Source organism: Streptomyces lincolnensis (assembly GCF_001685355.1).
Lineage (GTDB): Bacteria > Actinomycetota > Actinomycetes > Streptomycetales > Streptomycetaceae > Streptomyces > Streptomyces lincolnensis.
In genome coordinates, this window is record NZ_CP016438.1 from 9,271,687 (window position 1) to 9,288,880 (window position 17,194).

Consider the following 17,194-nt stretch of genomic DNA (forward strand, 5'->3'; position numbering starts at 1 on the left):
GCGGGCCCTTCCTCGTGGGAAGGGACCGCCCGGGGCCGTGGTCGCGCGGTGCTCGTCAGAGACAGAGCGTGACGCTGGCCGCGCTCACGCACGACAGCAGGCTGAGGGTGCTGGGGCCGCCACCCTCGGTGCGGTCTTCGGTCTCCATCGTCTGCAGGTCGAGAAGTGCCATGTTGATTTCCTTCCTTCGGTGTCGTCTCCCGTGGGGACGGGGTTGCGTCACGGCTCCGTCAGGTCGCGGAACCGCGCTGTGGGGGCCGCCCGATCGGCGGCAGGAACGGCAGGTGGGCCTCGGTCCGGGTGTCGAGGGCCGCGCCGAGCGCGAGCAGACATCCCGCCGTTCCGGTACTCAGGTCCATCGACAGGCGCATCATCTGGTGCCCCGGGAAGGCCAGTTGGCCCTGGTACGACATCGCGAACCAGCCGAGTCCGGCGATCTGTTCGGCGAGCCGTGTCCCGCTCGCTCCGGGCGTGCCCGTGCGGGCGAGGTGCAGGATCATTCCGGCACGGCCCTGGAGCAGGCCGGGCTGCACATAGAAACGGCTGGTGGCGGCGGTCAGGATGCCGGCCCGAGCGCGCTCGAACTCCCCGTCGGCATCGCTGACATGGGCGAGGAGGTCGTCCAGGACCATCCCGATGCCCGCGCTTCCGTCACCGAGGTACGGCAGCGTCCGCCAGCCCTCGTCGACCTCCAGCGAGCCGCCCTCGTGCGTCACACAGCACGCCAGGTCCCGGCGCAGAGCCACCTCCGCCGCGTCCAACAGCCGTTTCTCACCGGTGTGTTCGTACTGCCGCAGCAGGAACAGCGCGGGCCCGGTGGCCCCTCGCATGAGCCCGGCCCGCCGTCGGGGCGTGTCCGCCGGAGGTTCCGCCAGACGTCGTACGAGGATGTCGGCGGCCTCGGCGGCACGGTCCCGCAGCTCCGGCTCGCCGGTCGTCCGCGCCAGCTCGCCGAGCACCAGCCCGAGTCCGGCCAGCCCGCCGTGCAGATCGGAGGAGAGGTTCTGCCACCGCTCGGCGAGGATCGAGCCGATCAGATCGAGGGCGCGCTGCCGGTGCCCGAGCCGCTCCAGGACATGGGCGACGCCCGCGAGCCCGTCGTAGAGCCCGAGGGGCGTGCCCGTCGGCGCGGGCGCGGTGCGGGCCAGGAGCCAGCGCTCGCCCTCCTCGTAGCGTTCGGCGCCGACCGCCTCCAGCGCGTACAGCACACCGGCCGCGCCGTGTGCGAGACCGAGGCCGCCGCCGTCGTTGAACTGCGTGATGTCGCCGGGGAAGAGCCGGTCCTCGCGGTCCGGGGTGGCCGAGGCGAGGATCGCCTTGACCATGGAGTCGCGGCTGTAGGGCCAGTCGCCGGGGTCCGCGAAGGACGGTGCCCGCACGGTGGTGCCCCGGGTGATCTCCGCGACAGCCTCGTCCAAGAACTCCCGCGGCACGTCCGGGAACTGACGGGTGATCACCTCGGCGAGATGGGCCGCCTTGCCCCGGTCGACCACGAACAGCGTGGTGACGGGCAGGAACAGGGCGATCCGCAGACAGGCCAGCGCGTACCGGTCGACGTCGGCGCCCCTGCGGTCCGGCGGGGCGAAGAAGCCGGGATGGGCGACCACCTGGCGCCCGTTCTCCGTGACCGGCGCCGCCGCCTCGAAGTCGAGCAGCGACACCGACTCCTCGTCGGGCGCGACCATGATGTTGAAGACGTGCAGGTCGTTGAAGACGATCCCGCACGCGTGCACCGCCTCCACCGCCCGCTCCACCGCCCGGTGGATGCGCAGCGCCCACGCGGTGTAGTCGGCCACGGCCCGGGGGTCGGGATCCGGGGTGAGCAGCGGGTGCCGCTCGGCGAAGAAGGAATTGAGCGGACGCCCCTCCAGGAAGTCCATGACGAGGAAGCGGTGGTCACCGAGCGTGAACCAGTCCCGTACCTCCGGCACCACACCGGTCCCCGACGCCTGCTCCAGGGCGTACTTCTCCCGCTCCAGACGCGCGATCGCGTCCGCGCCGTCGGAGGCCAGCCCCGCGTGCGGCCGCCCCTCCTTCAGGACCACCTTGCTTCCGTCGCGGGTGTCGGTGCCCGCGTACACCCCGCCGCCGTTGGAGAAGTGCAGCGCCTTCTCGATGCGGTACGGCAGCTCGCCCACCGTCGTGGTGTTGCGGGCCGCCAGATGCGGCTGGAGGAAGGCGGGCAGCGTGACCCACTCGGGCACCTGGAAGGAGGGCGCCCGCCGGTCCGGCACCAGCGTGCCCGCGCCGTCCCGCACCGCCGGCACCAGCGAGCCCCGCTCGTCGACGACGAAGGTGCGCGCGAAGGCGCCGTAGCGGACGTAGAGCGGGCCGTCGTACCACCGCAGGTCGGTGAGGATGTAGGGCCCCTCGAACCCCTCCAGCAGCTTGCCCAGCTCCCGCAGTACGAGGTGCAGCTGCTCCTCGTCGGCCGGGTAGACGGTGACGAACTTGCCGCTGGTGTCGCGGGCCGCGTACTTGGTGTTGCGCAGGTGCAGCAGATGCGGGCCGGGCACGAACTTGAACGGGATGCGCCGGGGCACGCAGTAGTCCCACACGATCGCGGCGATCCGCTCCGCGTTCGCCCGGGTGGCCGAGGCGTGGATCTTCCAGCCCTGGGCCGGGCCCGCCACCGGTGAGCCGTCCGGGCCGAGCGGCGTCAGGGTCAGCCAGTCGCCGATCCGGGACGCGTCCCAGCCCTCCGGCACCGTCCGCAGCGCCGTCTCGAACGGCGGCGCCGCCTGCCCACTCTCCGTCGACAGCCGGTCCGGCGTCTCGTAGAAGTGTCTGTCGGCGAGCGCGTACACCTCGTACCGCTTGTCCATGCGACCCCCTCCGTGGAACCGGCAACGAGCCTTCCAGTGGGGCTGTGGGTGCGGACAGTCACGGCTGTCACGAGATCGCCGTGCGGAACGCATGCGTCAAGACATGTTCGGTCGCTTTCGAGCGCGGACGCCGTGCGAGCTCCACGGAACGGTCACAGGGGCTGCGCACGTGCCGGATACGCGCTGTAATGGCGGACGTGGTCAGTGAGGGCGCTGCGGGACGCAGAACGAGAACTTTGCGTGCCGAAGGTGCCCTGAAAACGCTCACCACCGATCCCGACTCGCCCGAACGGCTGCGCCGCGTCCTGGAGCAGGCGCTGGTCTTCGCGAGAGCGACCTTCGCCGCCGTGTACGCCCCCGGCCAGGGCGGCGACCCGCTGTGCCTGGTCGAGTCCGTCGGCGTCCCCAGGACCTTCTACGGCCTGCGGGACAGCTACACCCGCTCCGGGCGCTCCCCGGTGGCCGAGGTCCTGCGCACCGGACACCCTCTCTGGCTCGGCCCGGCCGAGCTCGCCGTCTTCCCGGAGTCCCGGCGGACCCCGACGCGGGAGTTCTCCCTGGCCGCCCTGCCCGGGCACGGAGGCGACGGCGGGATCTGCCTGCTCGCCGTGAGTGAGGAGGCGGCCGGCTTCGACAGCGAGGACCGCGCCTGTCTCGAACTGGTCGCCGACGCCGTGATCGGCCCGGTCCTGGGCCGTCCGGCCGAGGGCGAGGAACTCCAGTCGGGCGCCTTCAGCCTCGCCATGGACAGCGGACGCGTCGAGGTCGGCGACGACATCCTGGACCTGTTCGGCCTGGCCCGTGAGGCGTTCGACGGCAAGGTCGAGACCCTGCTCGGGCTGACCGTGCCCGAGGACCTGCCCTCGCTGATGTCCGTGGTGGAGGCCGACCACATGTCGATCGGCGAGCGCGAGCTGGAGTTCCGGGTGCTCCAGCCCACCGGGCCGCCCAAATGGCTGAGGCTGAGCGGCCGGCTCGTGCCCGGCGGCGAGGGCCGCCCGGCGCGGCTGGTGGGCACGGTCGGCGACGCCTCCACCCTGCGCTCCGACGTCACCGACGTGGCCCGGGTGCAGCGCCTGGCCGCCGCCCTCGCCGTCGCCGGCACGGTCCGGGACGTCAGCCAGGCCGTCGTCTCCGCGCTGCGCGGCCCGCTCCAGGCCGACCGGATCGCCCTCGCCGAGCTGGAGAACGACCGGCTCGTCGTCACCGTCCTCGACCCGCCCGAACCGGAGGCCTGGCCCGAGCTGTGGCGCATGGAGTGGCGCAGCGAATGGCCCGACGCCCCCGTGCGCGCCATGCCCACGCTCGCCGCCGCGCTGCGCGAGGGCCGGGCCCAGATCTGGCCCGCCGGCGCCGCCCTGGAGCCCGCCCTCGCCGACGTCGGCCCCGGCGGCCTCGCCGTGCTGCCGCTGCCCGCCGCCGGCCGGATGGCCGGGGCCTGTCTGATCGGCTGGGACAGCCCGCACGACTTCGGCACCGACGAACGCGCCCTGCTCACCGCCTCCGCCGGCCTCGCCGGACAGGCCCTGATGCGCGCCCACGCCTTCGACGCCGAGCACGAACTCGTCGGCATGCTCCAGCGCCAGCTGCTGCCCCGCCGCCTGCCCAAGCTGCCCGGCGCGGTCGCCGTGGCCCGCTACCTGCCGAGCACCGCGGGACTGGAACTGGGCGGCGACTGGTACGACGTGATCCCGCTGCCCGACAACCACGTTGCCCTCGTCATCGGCGACGTCCAGGGCCACAGCGCGGGCGCCGCCACCCTCATGGGCCAGATGCGCACCGCGCTGCGCGCCTACGCCGTCGAGGGACATCCGCCGGACGTGGTGGTCTCCCACGCCAACCGGCTCCTGATGGACATGGAGACCGACCTGTTCGCCACCTGCGCCTACGTCGACGTCGACCTGGAGGAGGGCTCCGCCTGGTGCGTGCGCGCCGGGCACCTGCCGCCCGTGCTGCGTCACCCGGACGGCGGTACGGAGATCGCCGAGGCCGAGGGCGGGCCGCCGCTGGGCGTGGTGACCCAGGCCGACTTCCCGATGAGCCCGCTCCGGCTGCAACCCGGCACCGTGCTCGCCCTGACCACCGACGGCCTCGTCGAGACCACCGAGGAGGACATCGACGTCGGCATGGACCGCTTCGCGCACGGTCTGGCCGTCTCCGACCCCACCGACCTCGGCCTCGTCGCCGACGCCCTGCTCGGCAACGCCCGCCGCAGCGACGACGTCGCCCTGCTCCTGCTGCGCTACGACGGCATGGCCACCCGCCCGCAGCGCGAGGGCTGGACCGTGTGGCGGGTCCCCCAGGCCGTGGGCCAGGCCCGCCGCTTCACCCGCCGCACCCTGCGCACCTGGGGTGTGCCGGCGGACGACATGGACGCCGTCCTGCTCGTCGTCTCCGAGCTCGTCACCAACGCCCTCGTGCACACCGACGGCCGGGTCCGCCTCGACCTCACCCGGATCAACCACCGGCTGCGTGTCGCGGTCACCGACGGCTCCCCGCGCACCCCGGTCAAGCCCACCAGCATCGGCTGGGAGGCCACCGGCGGCCGCGGCATCCTCCTGGTCGAGGCGGTGTCGGCGGTGTGGGGGACCGTGCCGGTCAGTGGCGGCAAGCAGGTCTGGAGCGAACTGACGCTCCCGGAGTGAGGACGGTCCGCCCACGGGGGTACCCGGGCCGAGACCCCCGACCGAGGAGGCACGTCATGCCCCAGCACGTCAGCGACATCATGACCTCCGCGCCCGTCACCGTGGAACCGCAGACCTCCGTGACCGCGGTGGCCCGCATCATGCGCGACCAGGATCTGGGAGCCGTTCTGGTGACGGACGGCGACGAACTGCGCGGCCTGGTCACCGACCGTGACCTCGTGGTGCGCTCGCTCGCCGACGGCGGCGACCCCGAGCAGATCACCGTCGCCGGCGCGTGCAGCGACGACCTGGTCACGGTGGCCCCCGAGGACGACCTCGACCGCGCCATCGCGCTCATGCGCGAGCACGCCGTACGCCGTCTCCCGGTCGTCGACCACGGTCACGCCGTCGGCATCGTCGCCCTCGGTGACTTGGCCATGGAACGCGACCCAGAGTCCGCCCTGGGTGACATCAGCGTGGCCCGCCCCAACACCTGAGCACTCGTTCGAGTGACAGGGAAAGGGACAGGGAAGCGAGCCGCCCGGGAGGGCACGCCCGGCTGTTTGACCGGACCGTGGACGGGAACCCGAAGGCGCGGACGGACATACCGCACACAGACCTGCCGCACACGGACAAATCGCGGCGGGTCTGTGGCAGTCGGAACGACAGAGCGACAGAAGGAAGATGAAGCGCCGTGACCGCGCAGACCAGTGAGAAACCCGTTGCCCGTCGGCCCGAGACGGGGTGGTCCAGGGCCCGCCGCCTGCGCGGCACGCACGCCCTGCGGACCTGGCTCCCGGCCGTCGAGGAGAAGAGCGTGCCGCACGCTCCCCAGCCCGTCACGGAGGGGAACATCGTCCGCGGCGAGGACTGAACCCGTGGTGGTGCCGTAACGTCCAAGCCACGCACTCGCCATGGTCCGTTCGGGCGGGCTAGGGTGAGGCAGATGAAGGCACTCGTGCTGTCCGGCGGCGCCGGGACACGGTTGAGGCCGATCACGCACACCTCGGCCAAACAACTCGTACCAGTGGCGAACAAGGCTGTCCTGTTCTACGGCCTGGAATCCATCGCCGCGGCCGGCGTCACCGACGTGGGAATGATCGTCGGCGACACCGCCGCGGAGATCCAGGAAGCCGTGGGGGACGGGTCGAAGTTCGGCCTGGACATCACCTACATCCCCCAGGAGCGCCCCCTCGGACTCGCCCACGCGGTACTGATCGCCCGGGAGTTCCTCGCCGACGACGACTTCGTCATGTATCTCGGGGACAACTTCATCGTCGGCGGCATCACCGACCTCGTCGAGGAGTTCCGCACCCACCGGCCCGACGCCCAGATCCTGCTCACCCAGGTGCCCGACCCGCGCTCCTTCGGCGTCGCCGAACTCGGCCCGGACGGGCAGGTGATCGGCCTGGAGGAGAAACCGGAACACCCCAGGAGCGATCTCGCCCTCGTCGGCGTCTATCTGTTCACGCCCCGCATCCACCAGGCGGTCGACGCCATCGAACCGTCCTGGCGCGGCGAACTGGAGATCACCCACGCCCTCCAGCACCTCATCGACAGCCGCGCCGAGGTCCGCTCCACGGTCATCAAGGGCTACTGGAAGGACACCGGCAACGTCGGCGACATGCTGGAGGTCAACCGCAGGGTCCTGGAGACCCTGGAGCCCCGCATCGACGGCGAGGCCGACGAGGAGTCCGAGACCATCGGCCGGGTCGTCGTGGAGGAGGGCGCGCGCATCGTGCGCTCACGCGTCGTCGGCCCCGTCGTCATCGGCGCCGGCACCGAGATCGTCGACTCCTATGTGGGACCCTTCACCTCCATCGCCGAGAACTGCCAAGTCACCGACAGCGAGCTGGAGTTCTCCATCGTGCTGCGGGACTCCTCGATCCGCGGTGTGGGACGGATCGAGTCCTCGCTCATCGGCCGCCACGTCGAGGTGACCCCGGCGCCCAAGGTGCCCAGCGCCCATCGCCTCGTCCTCGGAGACCACAGCAAGGTGCAGATCCACACATGAACCTTCTCGTCACCGGTGCCGCGGGGTTCATCGGTTCCACCTACGTCCGGACGCTGCTCGCCTCCCCGGAGCCCAACGCGCCCCGGATCACGGTGCTGGACAAGCTGACGTACGCCGGCACCCTGGACAACCTCGAACTCGACCATCCCCGGCTGGAGTTCGTCCAGGGCGACATCCGCGACGCCGAACTCGTCGGCACACTGGCGGCCGACGCGGACCAGATCGTGCACTTCGCCGCGGAGTCGCACGTGGACCGTTCCATCTCCGGCGCCACCGACTTCGTCCTCACCAACGTGGTGGGCACCCAGACCCTCCTGGAAGCCGCCCTCCGCCACGACGTGGAGAGATTCGTGCACATCTCCACCGACGAGGTCTATGGCTCCATCGAGGAGGGCTCCTGGCCCGAGGAGCACCCGCTGCGGCCCAGCTCCCCCTACTCCGCCTCCAAGGCATCCTCCGACCTGCTCGCCCTGGCCTACCACCGCACCCACGGCCTGGACGTCCGCGTCACCCGCTGCTCCAACAACTACGGCCCGCGCCAGTTCCCCGAGAAGATCGTCCCGCTGTTCATCGGCAACCTCCTCGACGGCCACCACGTCCCGCTGTACGGCGACGGCGGCAACGTCCGCGACTGGCTGCACGTCGAGGACCACTGCCAGGGCGTCGAACTCGTGCGCACCCGCGGCCGCGCGGGCGAGGTCTACAACATCGGCGGCGGCACCGAACTCAGCAACAAGGACCTCACCGGCCTGCTCCTTCAGGCCTGCGGGGCGGACTGGGACAGCGTCGACCACGTCACCGACCGCAAGGGCCACGACCTGCGCTACTCGGTCGACTGGACGAAGATCCGCGACGAACTCGGCTACCGCCCCCGGCACGACTTCACGGCCGGCCTCGCCGACACCGTCGCCTGGTACCGGGACAACCGTGCCTGGTGGGAGCCCCTGAAGCAGCGTGCGGAGGCCCTGTCGTGAGCCGACCGGCCGACGCCGTCGCCGGGCTGCCAGGCCGGCCCGTCCCGACCCCCGAACTCCCGGACGGCAGCGCCTTCGCGCGCACCGCCCGGTTCCGTCGCGACACCGAGGACGTCGTCGACGAACATCGCGCTCTCGCGCACGGCGGCCGGCAGCACCTGGGCCTGCCGTCGCTGCGTGAGGGGCGCACAGCCCTGCACGAAGCCCTTACCCGGATTTGCAAGGAGTGCCCCGCGTGAAACGCCATGAGTTCCTCCGGGAGCTGCACAAGGTCAGCGCCAACCGCAACTACCTGGAGATCGGCGTCAACGACGGCCGCAGCCTGACGTTGTCCCGCGTCCCCAGCATCGCGATCGACCCCGCCTTCAAGGTGGTCACGGAGATCCGCACCGACGTCCACCTGGTGAAGGCGACCAGTGACGACTTCTTCGCTCGCGACAACCCCCTCCAGCACCTCAAGGGCGGCCGCCACCCGCTGCGCAACCTGCGCCGCGGCCGCAGCCCGATCGGCTACTGGCGGAAGACCAGCCTCGACCTGTCGTTCATCGACGGCATGCACCTGTTCGAGTACGCGCTGCGCGACTTCATGAACGTGGAGAAGTACTCGGACTGGGGGAGCGTGATCGTCCTCGACGACATGCTGCCGCGCAACATCGACGAGGCGGCCCGCGACCGGCACACCGGTGCCTGGACCGGTGACGTCTACAAGGTCGTGGAGATCCTCAACCGCTACCGTCCTGAGCTGGTGACGGTCCTGGTCGACACGCAGCCCACCGGTCAGCTGGTGGTCTTCGGTGCCGACCCGGACAACACCGTGCTGCACGACAAGTACGACGAGATCATGGCCGAGTTCGAGGTGCCCGACCCGCAGAAGGTGCCCGAGGCGATCCTGGAGCGGGTGCAGGCGGTGACGCCCGAGAAGCTGGTGGGGGCGCCGTTCTGGCGGCCGCTCGTCAAGGCCCGCAACCTCGGCATCCCGCGCTCCCGTGGCTGGGAGCCGCTGCGCAAGTCCCTCGAGGACCTCGCCGCCAAGCACTGAGCTCCGGCTCGGCAGAGCCTGGGTCCGGATCCCGAACGGGGTCCGGACCCAGGCTCTCGTGCTGTCGGGCCCGAGCCGTACCGTCAGGCACGGCGGGCCTTGAGCCGGTTCACCGCCGCGCGCCGCACCCGCCCGAGCAGACGCCGCGCCCTGCGGGCCAGTTTCCGCACGGCACCGGGCACCGGAGGACGCACGACCTGTACGGTGCCGGAACCGGCGCGCAGGCCGAACGGCAGCGGCAGGAAGCGGGGCTCGTCCGCGCCGGGGACCAGGCACAGGGCCAGCCGCCGGGGCGTGCCCTCCAGTTCGGCGACCGGCACCGCGGCCTCCAGCACCGACCCGTCGCCGTCCGGGGTCAGCGTGCCGGGAACGTCGACGGAACCGCTCGCGGCGGTGAGCCGCAGCACCACGGTGGTCTCACCGGGGATGTACACCGGCACGGGTACGCTCAGCCGGTCGCCGGTGACGGTCGCCCGGGTGAGGTCGGACAGGCCGAGGCGCTTGGTCGCCCGGTCGACGTCCAGGGCGAGTTGCCCCTTCGCGGTCCAGTACGGCAGGACCACCCGGTCGGCCGGCACGCCGGCGGGCGCGGCGGCGTCGCCCTTGCGCGGGCTCGGTCCCAGCCGGCACTCCTTGGTCCAGCCGCCCAGCCTCACGCGGACGAGAGCGTCCCACAGGCCGCCGCCCGGCGGGACACCGTCCGCGGCGGTGGCGGGGTCGATGGTGGCGGTGGCCCGCAGTACCAGCCGGACCCGCTCGCCGTCGCCCACCGGGACCATCTCCCGGGTGACCTCCACCGACTGGAAGTACTGGGCGGAGGAGGAACGTTCGCGCAGCAGCAGATCCGCCGTGGCTTTCCCGAACGCGGTCACGGTGTCGGCGCCGACCAGCGCGATCGCCTCGGTCACGTCCTTCGGGGCACCGTCGGTCGCGGCACCGGCCGGGCTCGACGGGAACGTCATCACCGCGTCGGCGGCCCGGTACTCGGCGGTGAGGTCGACCTTGAGCGCGCCGTCCTCCCACCGGATGGCTCCCGGCTCGGCCCGGACGCCCACGGAGGCCTCCCACTCCGCGAACGCCACCAGGTCGTCGAGCCGGTCGGCGGCGATCAGCGCGGCGATGATCCGCTGGGTCAGCGGCAGCCCCGCAGCGACACCGGGCGCGAAACGCTCCACCACCACACCGTGGATCTCCCGGAACAGTTCCCGCCGGTACTCCTCCGGCGCCGTCAGCAGACGCTTGCCGCGCATCCGCTCGACCATCTCGATCCGCAGCCAGCGCCGGTGCAGGCGGTCGCGCACCGGACCCGGCTCGGTGTACCGGTCGACGACGTCGAGGGCCTCGCGCAGGTTCTTGAAGTAGCCGACCGGGTCGAAGCGCTGGAAGCCCGCGTTGGAGGCGTCGTCGCGCTTGACGTGGTAGTAGCAGACGTAGTCGCTGAGCACCGAGACATTGCCCGCCCGCAGATAGGCCTCGGTGACGAAGACATGGTCCTCCAGCCGCCGCCTGCCCTCCGGGAAGCGCAGCCCGATCTCGTCGAGGAACTCCCTGCGGAACATCTTGTGCGGGGTGAGGCTGTCGATCAGCGGGGCGTTCTCGACGCTCGCCCGCGGGTGGTTGCGGCGGAACAGCTCCACCGGCACCCCCCTGCCCTTGCCCGCCATCTTCCCGACGACCACGTCGGCGGAATGGGCGACGCCGTAGTCGTACATCCGCTCAAGGGCCTCGTCGCCGAGGTAGTCGTCGTTGTCGACGAACATGACGTACTCGCCCTTGGCGGCGGCGATACCGACGTTGCGGGGCTTGCCCGACCAGCCGGAGTTCTCCTGGTGCACGACCGTGACCCGGGGGTCCTCGGAGGCGAGCGCGTCGAGCCGGGCGGGCGTGCCGTCGGTGGAGCCGTCGTCGACGAAGATCACCTCGTACTCGTCCGGGGGCAGCGACTGTCGCTGGAGTGAGGTGATGCAGTCCTCGATGTAGATCCCCGGGTTGTAGACAGGGATGATGACGCTGACCTTGACCGGCATCGGTCTTCGGGCCCCCTTGGTTCGCTCGCCGCACGATTTGGGCTGATGCGCGTCCGCAGATGCTAGCGCCACGGGGTGAGTTGTCCATCTTCGCCCCCCGGCTCGGCGAGCCCGGCCCTCAAGTGCCGCGCGGGGCGGGGGAGAGGGGTAACGCGGCCTGTTCCCGGGGGAGTTCGACTACGGTGTGCGGTGGCCGGCGAACGGCGGTGAGGGGAGCGGAGCCGATGCACGAGCATCCGACCGGTGGAACGTCGGTCAACTCCTCCGTGGCGCACCCCGCGCGGGTCTACAACGCCTGGCTCGGCGGCCGGGACAACTACCCCGCCGACCAGGAGGCGGCCGAGCTGGCCGCCGCGGCCAACCCGCGGATCGTCCCGGCCGTCCGGGCCAACCGCGCCTTCCTGGGGCGGGCCGTCCGCGAGCTGTCCGGGACGGCGGGCATCCGGCAGTTCCTCGACATCGGCACCGGCATCCCGACGGCGGACAACACCCACGAGGTGGCCCAGCGCGTCGACCCCGGCGCCCGGGTGGTGTACGTCGACAACGACCCGATCGTCCTGGCCCACGCCCGCGCGCTCCTCGTCAGCACCCCGCAGGGGGCGACGGACTACGTGGAGGCCGACGTGCGCGACGTCGACCGCATCCTCGCCGTGGCCCGGCAGACCCTCGACCTGTCCCGGCCCGTCGGCCTCATGCTCGTCGCGATCCTCCAGTACGTCCCGGACACCGACGACCCGCACGCCATCGCGCGGGAGCTCCTGGACGCCCTCGCCCCCGGCAGCCATCTGGTGCTGTCCCACCCGGCCGCGGACATCGGCGCCGAAGAGGTCGCCGCGTCGATGCGCGTCTACAACGAGCGCGCCGCCGAGCGGGCCGGCGCGACACCCCGTACGCACGCCGAGGTCACCCGGTTCTTCGACGGCACCGACCTGCTGGACCCGGGGGTCGTGGAGCTGCCCCGGTGGCGCCCCGGACCCGACGACGACTCCGCCCCCGGCCGGCTGCCCATGTGGTGCGGAGTCGGCCGCAGGCCCTGACCGCCGGGCCCCTCTAGGCTGACCCCGTGCGTCTGCTCCTGATGTCCGACACCCACCTCCCGAAGCGTGCCAAGGCCCTGCCCGCGCCGCTGCTCGCCGAACTCCCGCGCGCGGACGTCGTGTTCCACGCCGGAGACTGGGTCGACGCGGCCACCCTCGACCTGCTGGAGAGCCACAGCCGCAGACTCGTCGGTGTGTACGGCAACAACGACGGGCCTCAGCTGCGGGCGAGGCTGCCCGAGGTGGCGTACGCCGACCTCGGCGGCCTGCGCTTCGCCGTGGTCCACGAGACCGGAACCGCCCAGGGCCGCGAGGCGCGCTGCGCCGCCCGCTTCCCGGACACCGACGTCCTGGTGTTCGGGCACAGTCACATCCCCTGGGACACCACCGCCCCCACCGGCCTGCGCCTGCTCAACCCCGGTTCCCCGACCGACCGCCGCCGCCAGCCCCACTGCACGTACATGACGGCGAGCGTCGACGACGGAACCCTCACGGATGTGGAGCTGCACCGGCTGCCGCTCCGGTAGCCGGGCCTTGAGTCCACCCGGTGTCGTCCCAGCGGTGCCGCCGCTCGTCAAAGGCGGTTCACGGCAAGGCAGTTGAGGAGCGGAGGCCTCGCCGCACTCCGCTATGCTCGGGCCGTTCGAATGGACGGACGATGTCCGGTGGGCGACCGGGCCGCCGGGAAGGAAACGTGAGCGAACGCGTGATATCCGGAGATGGCGATCACCAGGCGACGGGTTCCGGGCGCGGTGCGGAGCGGCTGATCGCCGGTCGGTATCAGCTGCACGAGGTCCTCGGCCGGGGCGGGATGGGCACGGTCTGGCGCGCCCACGACCGGCTGCTGGACCGCCCGGTGGCCGCCAAGGAACTGCACATCCTCGGCTCGGGCGACGAGGAGCGCCGGACACGGCTGCGCCGGGCCACCCGTGAGGCGCGGGCCGTGGCCCGGGTGCCGCACCCGCACGTGGTCGGCGTCCACGACCTGGTCGAGTCCGAGGACCGGCTGTGGATCGTCATGGAGCTCGTCGAGGGGCCCTCGCTGGCCCACCGGGTCTCCGAGTCCGGACCGCTCACGCCCCAGCGGGCGGCCGCCGTCGGTCTGCAACTGCTCGACGCGCTGGAAGCGGTACACGCCGTCGGCGCCCTGCACCGCGACGTCAAACCCGCCAACGTGCTGCTGCGCCGCGACGGCAACGCCGTCCTCACCGACTTCGGCATCGCGGCCCTGGACGACGGCGACTTCCTCACCACCACCGGCGAACTCGTCGGTTCCCTGGAGTTCATGGCGCCCGAGCGGGTGACCGGAGCGGACGCCGGTCCGGCCTCCGACCTGTGGTCCCTGGGCGTCACACTCGCCACGGTCTGCGGTGGACGGTCCCCGTTCCGCAGGCCGGCGGGACCCGCGACCCTGCACGCGGTGGCGTACGAGGAACCCGTGCTGCCGGAGCGGCTGGGCCCGCTGCGCCCGGTCGTCGAGGCGCTGCTGCGCAAGTCCCCGCGGGATCGCCCCTCGGCGGCCGCCGTGCGTACCGAACTGGGGCGCGTCGCCGCGGGGCGAGCCGGGGCGGAGCCGCTGCCACCGGAGACCGTACGGGTGTCCCCGGCACCGTTGGCCGACGCGGACACCGTGACCAGGGACCGGCGGAGCATCGCCGCGGGCGGGGAGCCCGTGCCGACGGCGTGGAGCACCACCTCCCTCTCACGGCGCCGCTCGTCCCGCCGGGCCGGCCCGAAGCGGCTGTGGTGGGCACTGTCCGGTACGGCGGTACTGGCGGCGGGAGTTGCCGGAGGGCTGTTCCTCTCCGGCGTGCTGCCCATCGAGGAGGACCCGAGGACGACGACCGTCAGTGAGGTCGTCCAGTCGGCGACCGGCTGGCAGCCGGTGACCGCCGTGTCCGTTCAGCGGGGCGACCAGGTCAGGGTGCGGTTCGTGTCGGGAGAATGGACCGCCGACCACCGGAACATGCCCATGACCGCGTCGGCCGGCTACGACAGGGAGACCGACCGGCGGCTCGAAGGGGCGAAGGGCTGCAAGGTCAAGCCCGCGGCACCGTTCGGCGCTCTGCTGGCCGTCCTCGCCGGCGTGAAGAACGCTCCCGTGCACACCGTCGGACGAGAGCTGACCTTCCGGGCCGCCGGAAACGGCACCCTGCAACTGGGCATGAACGACATTGCCGGATTCTGCTCCCAGGACAACCGGGGCGAACTGGCGGTCCGGGTGAGCGTGACGCACCGGAGCTGAGGCGCGCCCGCAGTTCGAGGAGATCCCCATGACGCGTTTCGATCAGGTGCTGGCGGTGGTGGCCGAGCGGCGGGCCGAGTTCGAGGAGAAGCGGCAGGTCCCGCCGGACGTCGTCGCACTCTTCAAACGCGCGGGCATCTACCGGGCCGGCGTGCCCAGGAGATTCGGCGGTGACGCCCTGCCGCCCGCCGACTTCCTCCGCCTCGTCGAGCGGATATCGGCGGTCGACGGCTCGGCGGGCTGGGTCGCAAGCTTCGGCTCCTCGGCCGTCTATCTGGCCGCCCTCCCGCTGGAGACACAGGCCCTGCTGTACGCCGACGGCCCGGACGTCGCCTTCGCGGGCGGCCTGTTCCCGGTCCAGCCCGCCGAACGCGTCGCCGGCGGCTACCGGGTCTCGGGCCGGTGGAGGTTCGCCAGCGGATGCAACGGCGCGGACGTCCTCGGCGTCGGGATCAGGGTCGGTGAGAACCAGGCCGGGCGTCCCCTGACCGCTGTACTGCGGCCCGAGCAGGTCGAGATCGACGAGAACTGGGACGCCCTCGGGCTGCGCGGCACCGGCAGTCACGACCTGGTGGTACGCGGCGCAGTCGTGGCCGAGGAGTGGACGTTCGTCCGTGGTGGCGGGCCCACCGTCGACGAGCCGCTGTACCGCTATCCGACCGTGCCCTACGCCGGCCAGGTGCTGGCCGTGGTCGGCCTCGGAGTGGCCCGCGCGGCGCTCGATCATGTCATCGCCCAGGGCGGGCGCGCCGGCTACACCGGTGCGCCCGAGCCCGCCGCACGCGCCACCTACCGCATCGCCGTCGGCCGGGCCGAGGCCCATCTCCGCTCCGCGCGCGCCTTCTTCTACGAGGCCACCGGCGACGCCTGGTCGACGGTCGAGGCGGGCGACCCGGTGGCCCCCGGACAGACCAGCCTGCTGCGGCTGGCCTCCGCCCACCTGGCCCAGACCTCCTTCGAGGTCGCGCAGAGCGCCTACCGGCTCGGCGGCATCGCCGCCGTCGCCTCCGGCAACCCCCTGGAGCGGCACCTGCGTGACGCCTCGGTCGTACCGCAGCACGCCTTCCTCCAGGAGGGCATGTACGACGGCGTCGGCGCGGTGCTGACGGGTGTGCGGCCCTTCCCCGGCTACCTCTGAGCGGCACCACAGCCCCGGCCGGTCAGTGGCGGAAGGCGTCCACCGGTTCGATGCGCGCGGCCGCGCCGACGGGCCGCCTGGGTGGCGGCGACCCGGTCGGGAACGCCGGTGACGGCGGCGCGCCTGCCGCCCTGCACGCCGTCCAGGTCGCCTTCTGGGTCGCCGTGGCGCTGGTCGTGACCGGCTTCGTGACCAGCCGGATGATGGCCGACGCTTCGTAGCGTGGGCCACGGGTTGTCAGAGCCGCGCGCGGTCCGGGGCGGGCGGCCTCCTGGCGCGGGCCGGATCCGTGACGACGGGGCTCGCCGCCTTGAGGCTGCGCAGGACCGGGCTGCTCTCCATGCGGTGGACGGCGTCCAGGGAGCCCAGCCGCCGGGCCAGGTAGTGGTGCAGGTCGGCGGGGTCGCGGCACAGGGCCTGGGCCACCAGGTTGGTGGGCCCCGTGGTCGCGGCCACGTAGGCCAGTTCGTCGTGCCCCGCCAGCGTCGTCGCCACGTTCTCCAGCTGGGCCGGGGGCACCGACATCCACAGCAGCGCCCTGGTGTGGGCGCCGAAGTGCCCGGCGTCCACCTCGACGTCGTAGAAGACGGCGCCGCCGGCCCGCAGGTCCGCCAGCCGGCGCGCCACGGTGGCCGGGGACCACCCGGTCGCCCGGGCCAGCTCAGCGTGGCTGGCCCGCCCGTCCTTCTGAAGGGTGAGCAGCAAGTCGCCGTCACCCTCGGTGAGTTGGCGCGGCACGGGCGCGTACGAGGTCTCGGCCGCCTGCTGTTCGCGCAGGAGGCGCTGCTGGTCCTCGTCCAGGGTGTCGGCGCTGCGGCGCCAGTACGTCGGGCCGCCGAGGTAGGTGTGCAGGACGCAGTGCGCGGAGACGGCGGTGATGGCGCTGGTGCGCGGAATGTCGCGCAGCAGCAGGGAGTTGCCCGCCTCGGCCGCGGTCGGCGTATGGATGATCGCGACGACCTCGGTGCCGCCGGAGGTGAGTTTCACCCACGAGGTGTCCCGCCGCCGGACGAGCGCGTGGGCCAGGTCCTGCGCGGAGCCCGCCGCGGCGGTGAGCCGCAGCAGCCACTGGGTCCGGCCCGCCCGATCGGGGTCCGGCAACCCCACGACCCGCAGGGGCGCCTCGCCGCGCAGCCGGCGGTAGCGACGGGCGACGGTCTGCGGGGGACGTCGAGGGCGGTGGCGATCCGGTTGAACGGCGCCCGGCCGTCGATGTGCAGCGCGTGGATCAGGGCACGGTCCAGGTCATCCAGCATGCCCACATCCTGCAC

General features: G+C 72.4%; 17 protein-coding genes. 12 read left to right on the forward strand and 5 right to left on the reverse strand.

What is annotated here, in order from left to right; genetic code table 11:
* Positions 1–55: 55 nt before the first annotated feature.
* Together SLINC_RS40935 and lanKC are read right to left on the reverse strand one after the other, a co-directional pair.
* Complete coding sequence (locus tag SLINC_RS40935) at positions 56–172, reverse strand: SapB/AmfS family lanthipeptide (RefSeq protein WP_067443483.1); 117 nt, start codon at positions 170–172, stop codon at positions 56–58.
* 58 nt (positions 173–230) lie between these two features.
* Entirely contained in the window at positions 231–2,825 is a 2,595-nt protein-coding gene (lanKC, locus tag SLINC_RS40940) for a class III lanthionine synthetase LanKC (protein ID WP_067443484.1), read from the reverse strand.
* A 188-nt stretch (positions 2,826–3,013) separates the two neighbouring features.
* On the opposite strand from lanKC, the gene SLINC_RS40945 reads away from it, so the two are divergent.
* The 7 genes from SLINC_RS40945 to SLINC_RS40975 all read left to right on the forward strand — a co-directional run bounded on the left by SLINC_RS40945 (position 3,014) and on the right by SLINC_RS40975 (position 9,476).
* Positions 3,014–5,470 carry a SpoIIE family protein phosphatase gene (locus tag SLINC_RS40945; RefSeq protein WP_067443485.1) on the forward strand — a complete coding sequence of 819 codons (2,457 nt, stop codon included), beginning with the start codon at positions 3,014–3,016 and terminating at the stop codon, positions 5,468–5,470.
* Between the two features lie 56 nt (positions 5,471–5,526).
* Entirely contained in the window at positions 5,527–5,946 is a 420-nt protein-coding gene (locus tag SLINC_RS40950) for a CBS domain-containing protein (RefSeq protein ID WP_067443486.1), read from the forward strand.
* Positions 5,947–6,143: 197 nt separating this feature from the next.
* A complete protein-coding gene (locus tag SLINC_RS40955; protein WP_067443487.1) occupies positions 6,144–6,323 on the forward strand; it encodes a hypothetical protein in 180 nt (59 codons plus the stop codon).
* A gap of 72 nt (positions 6,324–6,395) precedes the next feature.
* Complete coding sequence (locus SLINC_RS40960) at positions 6,396–7,463, forward strand: glucose-1-phosphate thymidylyltransferase (RefSeq protein WP_067443488.1); 1,068 nt, start codon at positions 6,396–6,398, stop codon at positions 7,461–7,463.
* On the forward strand, positions 7,460–8,437 hold the full coding sequence (gene rfbB / locus SLINC_RS40965; protein ID WP_067443489.1) for a dTDP-glucose 4,6-dehydratase: 978 nt from the start codon (positions 7,460–7,462) through the stop codon (positions 8,435–8,437). The genes SLINC_RS40960 and rfbB overlap by 4 nt, the downstream gene beginning before the upstream one ends.
* Entirely contained in the window at positions 8,434–8,676 is a 243-nt protein-coding gene (locus SLINC_RS40970; protein ID WP_067443490.1) for a hypothetical protein, read from the forward strand. The genes rfbB and SLINC_RS40970 overlap by 4 nt, the downstream gene beginning before the upstream one ends.
* Positions 8,673–9,476 carry a class I SAM-dependent methyltransferase gene (locus tag SLINC_RS40975; protein WP_067443491.1) on the forward strand — a complete coding sequence of 268 codons (804 nt, stop codon included), beginning with the start codon at positions 8,673–8,675 and terminating at the stop codon, positions 9,474–9,476. Before SLINC_RS40970 ends, SLINC_RS40975 begins: the two co-directional genes overlap by 4 nt.
* Before the next feature lie 83 nt (positions 9,477–9,559).
* Here the strand turns inward: SLINC_RS40975 and SLINC_RS40980 are convergent, their stop codons facing one another.
* Positions 9,560–11,503, reverse strand: coding sequence for a glycosyltransferase family 2 protein (locus tag SLINC_RS40980; RefSeq protein WP_067443492.1), 1,944 nt, complete (start codon positions 11,501–11,503; stop codon positions 9,560–9,562).
* Positions 11,504–11,727: 224 nt separating this feature from the next.
* Here SLINC_RS40980 and SLINC_RS40985 point away from each other — a divergent pair, with 224 nt between their 5' ends.
* The 5 genes from SLINC_RS40985 to SLINC_RS48235 all read left to right on the forward strand — a co-directional run bounded on the left by SLINC_RS40985 (position 11,728) and on the right by SLINC_RS48235 (position 16,144).
* Positions 11,728–12,540 (forward strand): SAM-dependent methyltransferase, encoded by an 813-nt coding sequence (locus SLINC_RS40985; RefSeq protein ID WP_067443493.1) that lies wholly within the window; start codon positions 11,728–11,730, stop codon positions 12,538–12,540.
* A gap of 26 nt (positions 12,541–12,566) precedes the next feature.
* Positions 12,567–13,067, forward strand: a complete 501-nt coding sequence (locus SLINC_RS40990) for a metallophosphoesterase family protein (RefSeq protein WP_067443494.1) — start codon at positions 12,567–12,569, stop codon at positions 13,065–13,067.
* A 167-nt stretch (positions 13,068–13,234) separates the two neighbouring features.
* Positions 13,235–14,785 (forward strand): serine/threonine-protein kinase, encoded by a 1,551-nt coding sequence (locus SLINC_RS40995; RefSeq protein ID WP_067443495.1) that lies wholly within the window; start codon positions 13,235–13,237, stop codon positions 14,783–14,785.
* A gap of 28 nt (positions 14,786–14,813) precedes the next feature.
* Positions 14,814–15,923 (forward strand): acyl-CoA dehydrogenase family protein, encoded by a 1,110-nt coding sequence (locus tag SLINC_RS41000; protein WP_067443496.1) that lies wholly within the window; start codon positions 14,814–14,816, stop codon positions 15,921–15,923.
* A 50-nt stretch (positions 15,924–15,973) separates the two neighbouring features.
* The gene (locus SLINC_RS48235) at positions 15,974–16,144 is read left to right on the forward strand and encodes a hypothetical protein (protein ID WP_159425394.1); all 171 of its coding nucleotides are present in this window, start codon (positions 15,974–15,976) and stop codon (positions 16,142–16,144) included.
* A 16-nt stretch (positions 16,145–16,160) separates the two neighbouring features.
* Here SLINC_RS48235 and SLINC_RS41005 read toward each other — a convergent pair whose 3' ends face one another.
* Together SLINC_RS41005 and SLINC_RS49715 are read right to left on the reverse strand one after the other, a co-directional pair.
* Positions 16,161–17,024, reverse strand: coding sequence for an Lrp/AsnC family transcriptional regulator (locus SLINC_RS41005; protein WP_225988457.1), 864 nt, complete (start codon positions 17,022–17,024; stop codon positions 16,161–16,163).
* A complete protein-coding gene (locus SLINC_RS49715; RefSeq protein WP_225988458.1) occupies positions 16,907–17,179 on the reverse strand; it encodes an AsnC family protein in 273 nt (90 codons plus the stop codon). The genes SLINC_RS41005 and SLINC_RS49715 overlap by 118 nt, the downstream gene beginning before the upstream one ends.
* Positions 17,180–17,194 lie beyond the last annotated feature (15 nt).

What these genes read in the sequence shown, in the direction of transcription:
- SLINC_RS41000 (WP_067443496.1), top strand. Translation starts at nt 14,814, where the DNA reads ATGACGCGTTTCGATCAGGTGCTGGCGGTGGTGGCCGAGCGGCGGGCC.
- SLINC_RS40950 (WP_067443486.1), top strand. Translation starts at nt 5,527, where the DNA reads ATGCCCCAGCACGTCAGCGACATCATGACCTCCGCGCCCGTCACCGTG.
- SLINC_RS40960 (WP_067443488.1), top strand. Translation starts at nt 6,396, where the DNA reads ATGAAGGCACTCGTGCTGTCCGGCGGCGCCGGGACACGGTTGAGGCCG.
- lanKC (WP_067443484.1), bottom strand. Translation starts at nt 2,825, where the DNA reads ATGGACAAGCGGTACGAGGTGTACGCGCTCGCCGACAGACACTTCTAC.
- SLINC_RS48235 (WP_159425394.1), top strand. Translation starts at nt 15,974, where the DNA reads ATGCGCGCGGCCGCGCCGACGGGCCGCCTGGGTGGCGGCGACCCGGTC.
- SLINC_RS40935 (WP_067443483.1), bottom strand. Translation starts at nt 172, where the DNA reads ATGGCACTTCTCGACCTGCAGACGATGGAGACCGAAGACCGCACCGAG.
- SLINC_RS40945 (WP_067443485.1), top strand. Translation starts at nt 3,014, where the DNA reads ATGGCGGACGTGGTCAGTGAGGGCGCTGCGGGACGCAGAACGAGAACT.
- SLINC_RS40985 (WP_067443493.1), top strand. Translation starts at nt 11,728, where the DNA reads ATGCACGAGCATCCGACCGGTGGAACGTCGGTCAACTCCTCCGTGGCG.
- SLINC_RS40980 (WP_067443492.1), bottom strand. Translation starts at nt 11,503, where the DNA reads ATGCCGGTCAAGGTCAGCGTCATCATCCCTGTCTACAACCCGGGGATC.
- rfbB (WP_067443489.1), top strand. Translation starts at nt 7,460, where the DNA reads ATGAACCTTCTCGTCACCGGTGCCGCGGGGTTCATCGGTTCCACCTAC.
- SLINC_RS49715 (WP_225988458.1), bottom strand. Translation starts at nt 17,179, where the DNA reads ATGCTGGATGACCTGGACCGTGCCCTGATCCACGCGCTGCACATCGAC.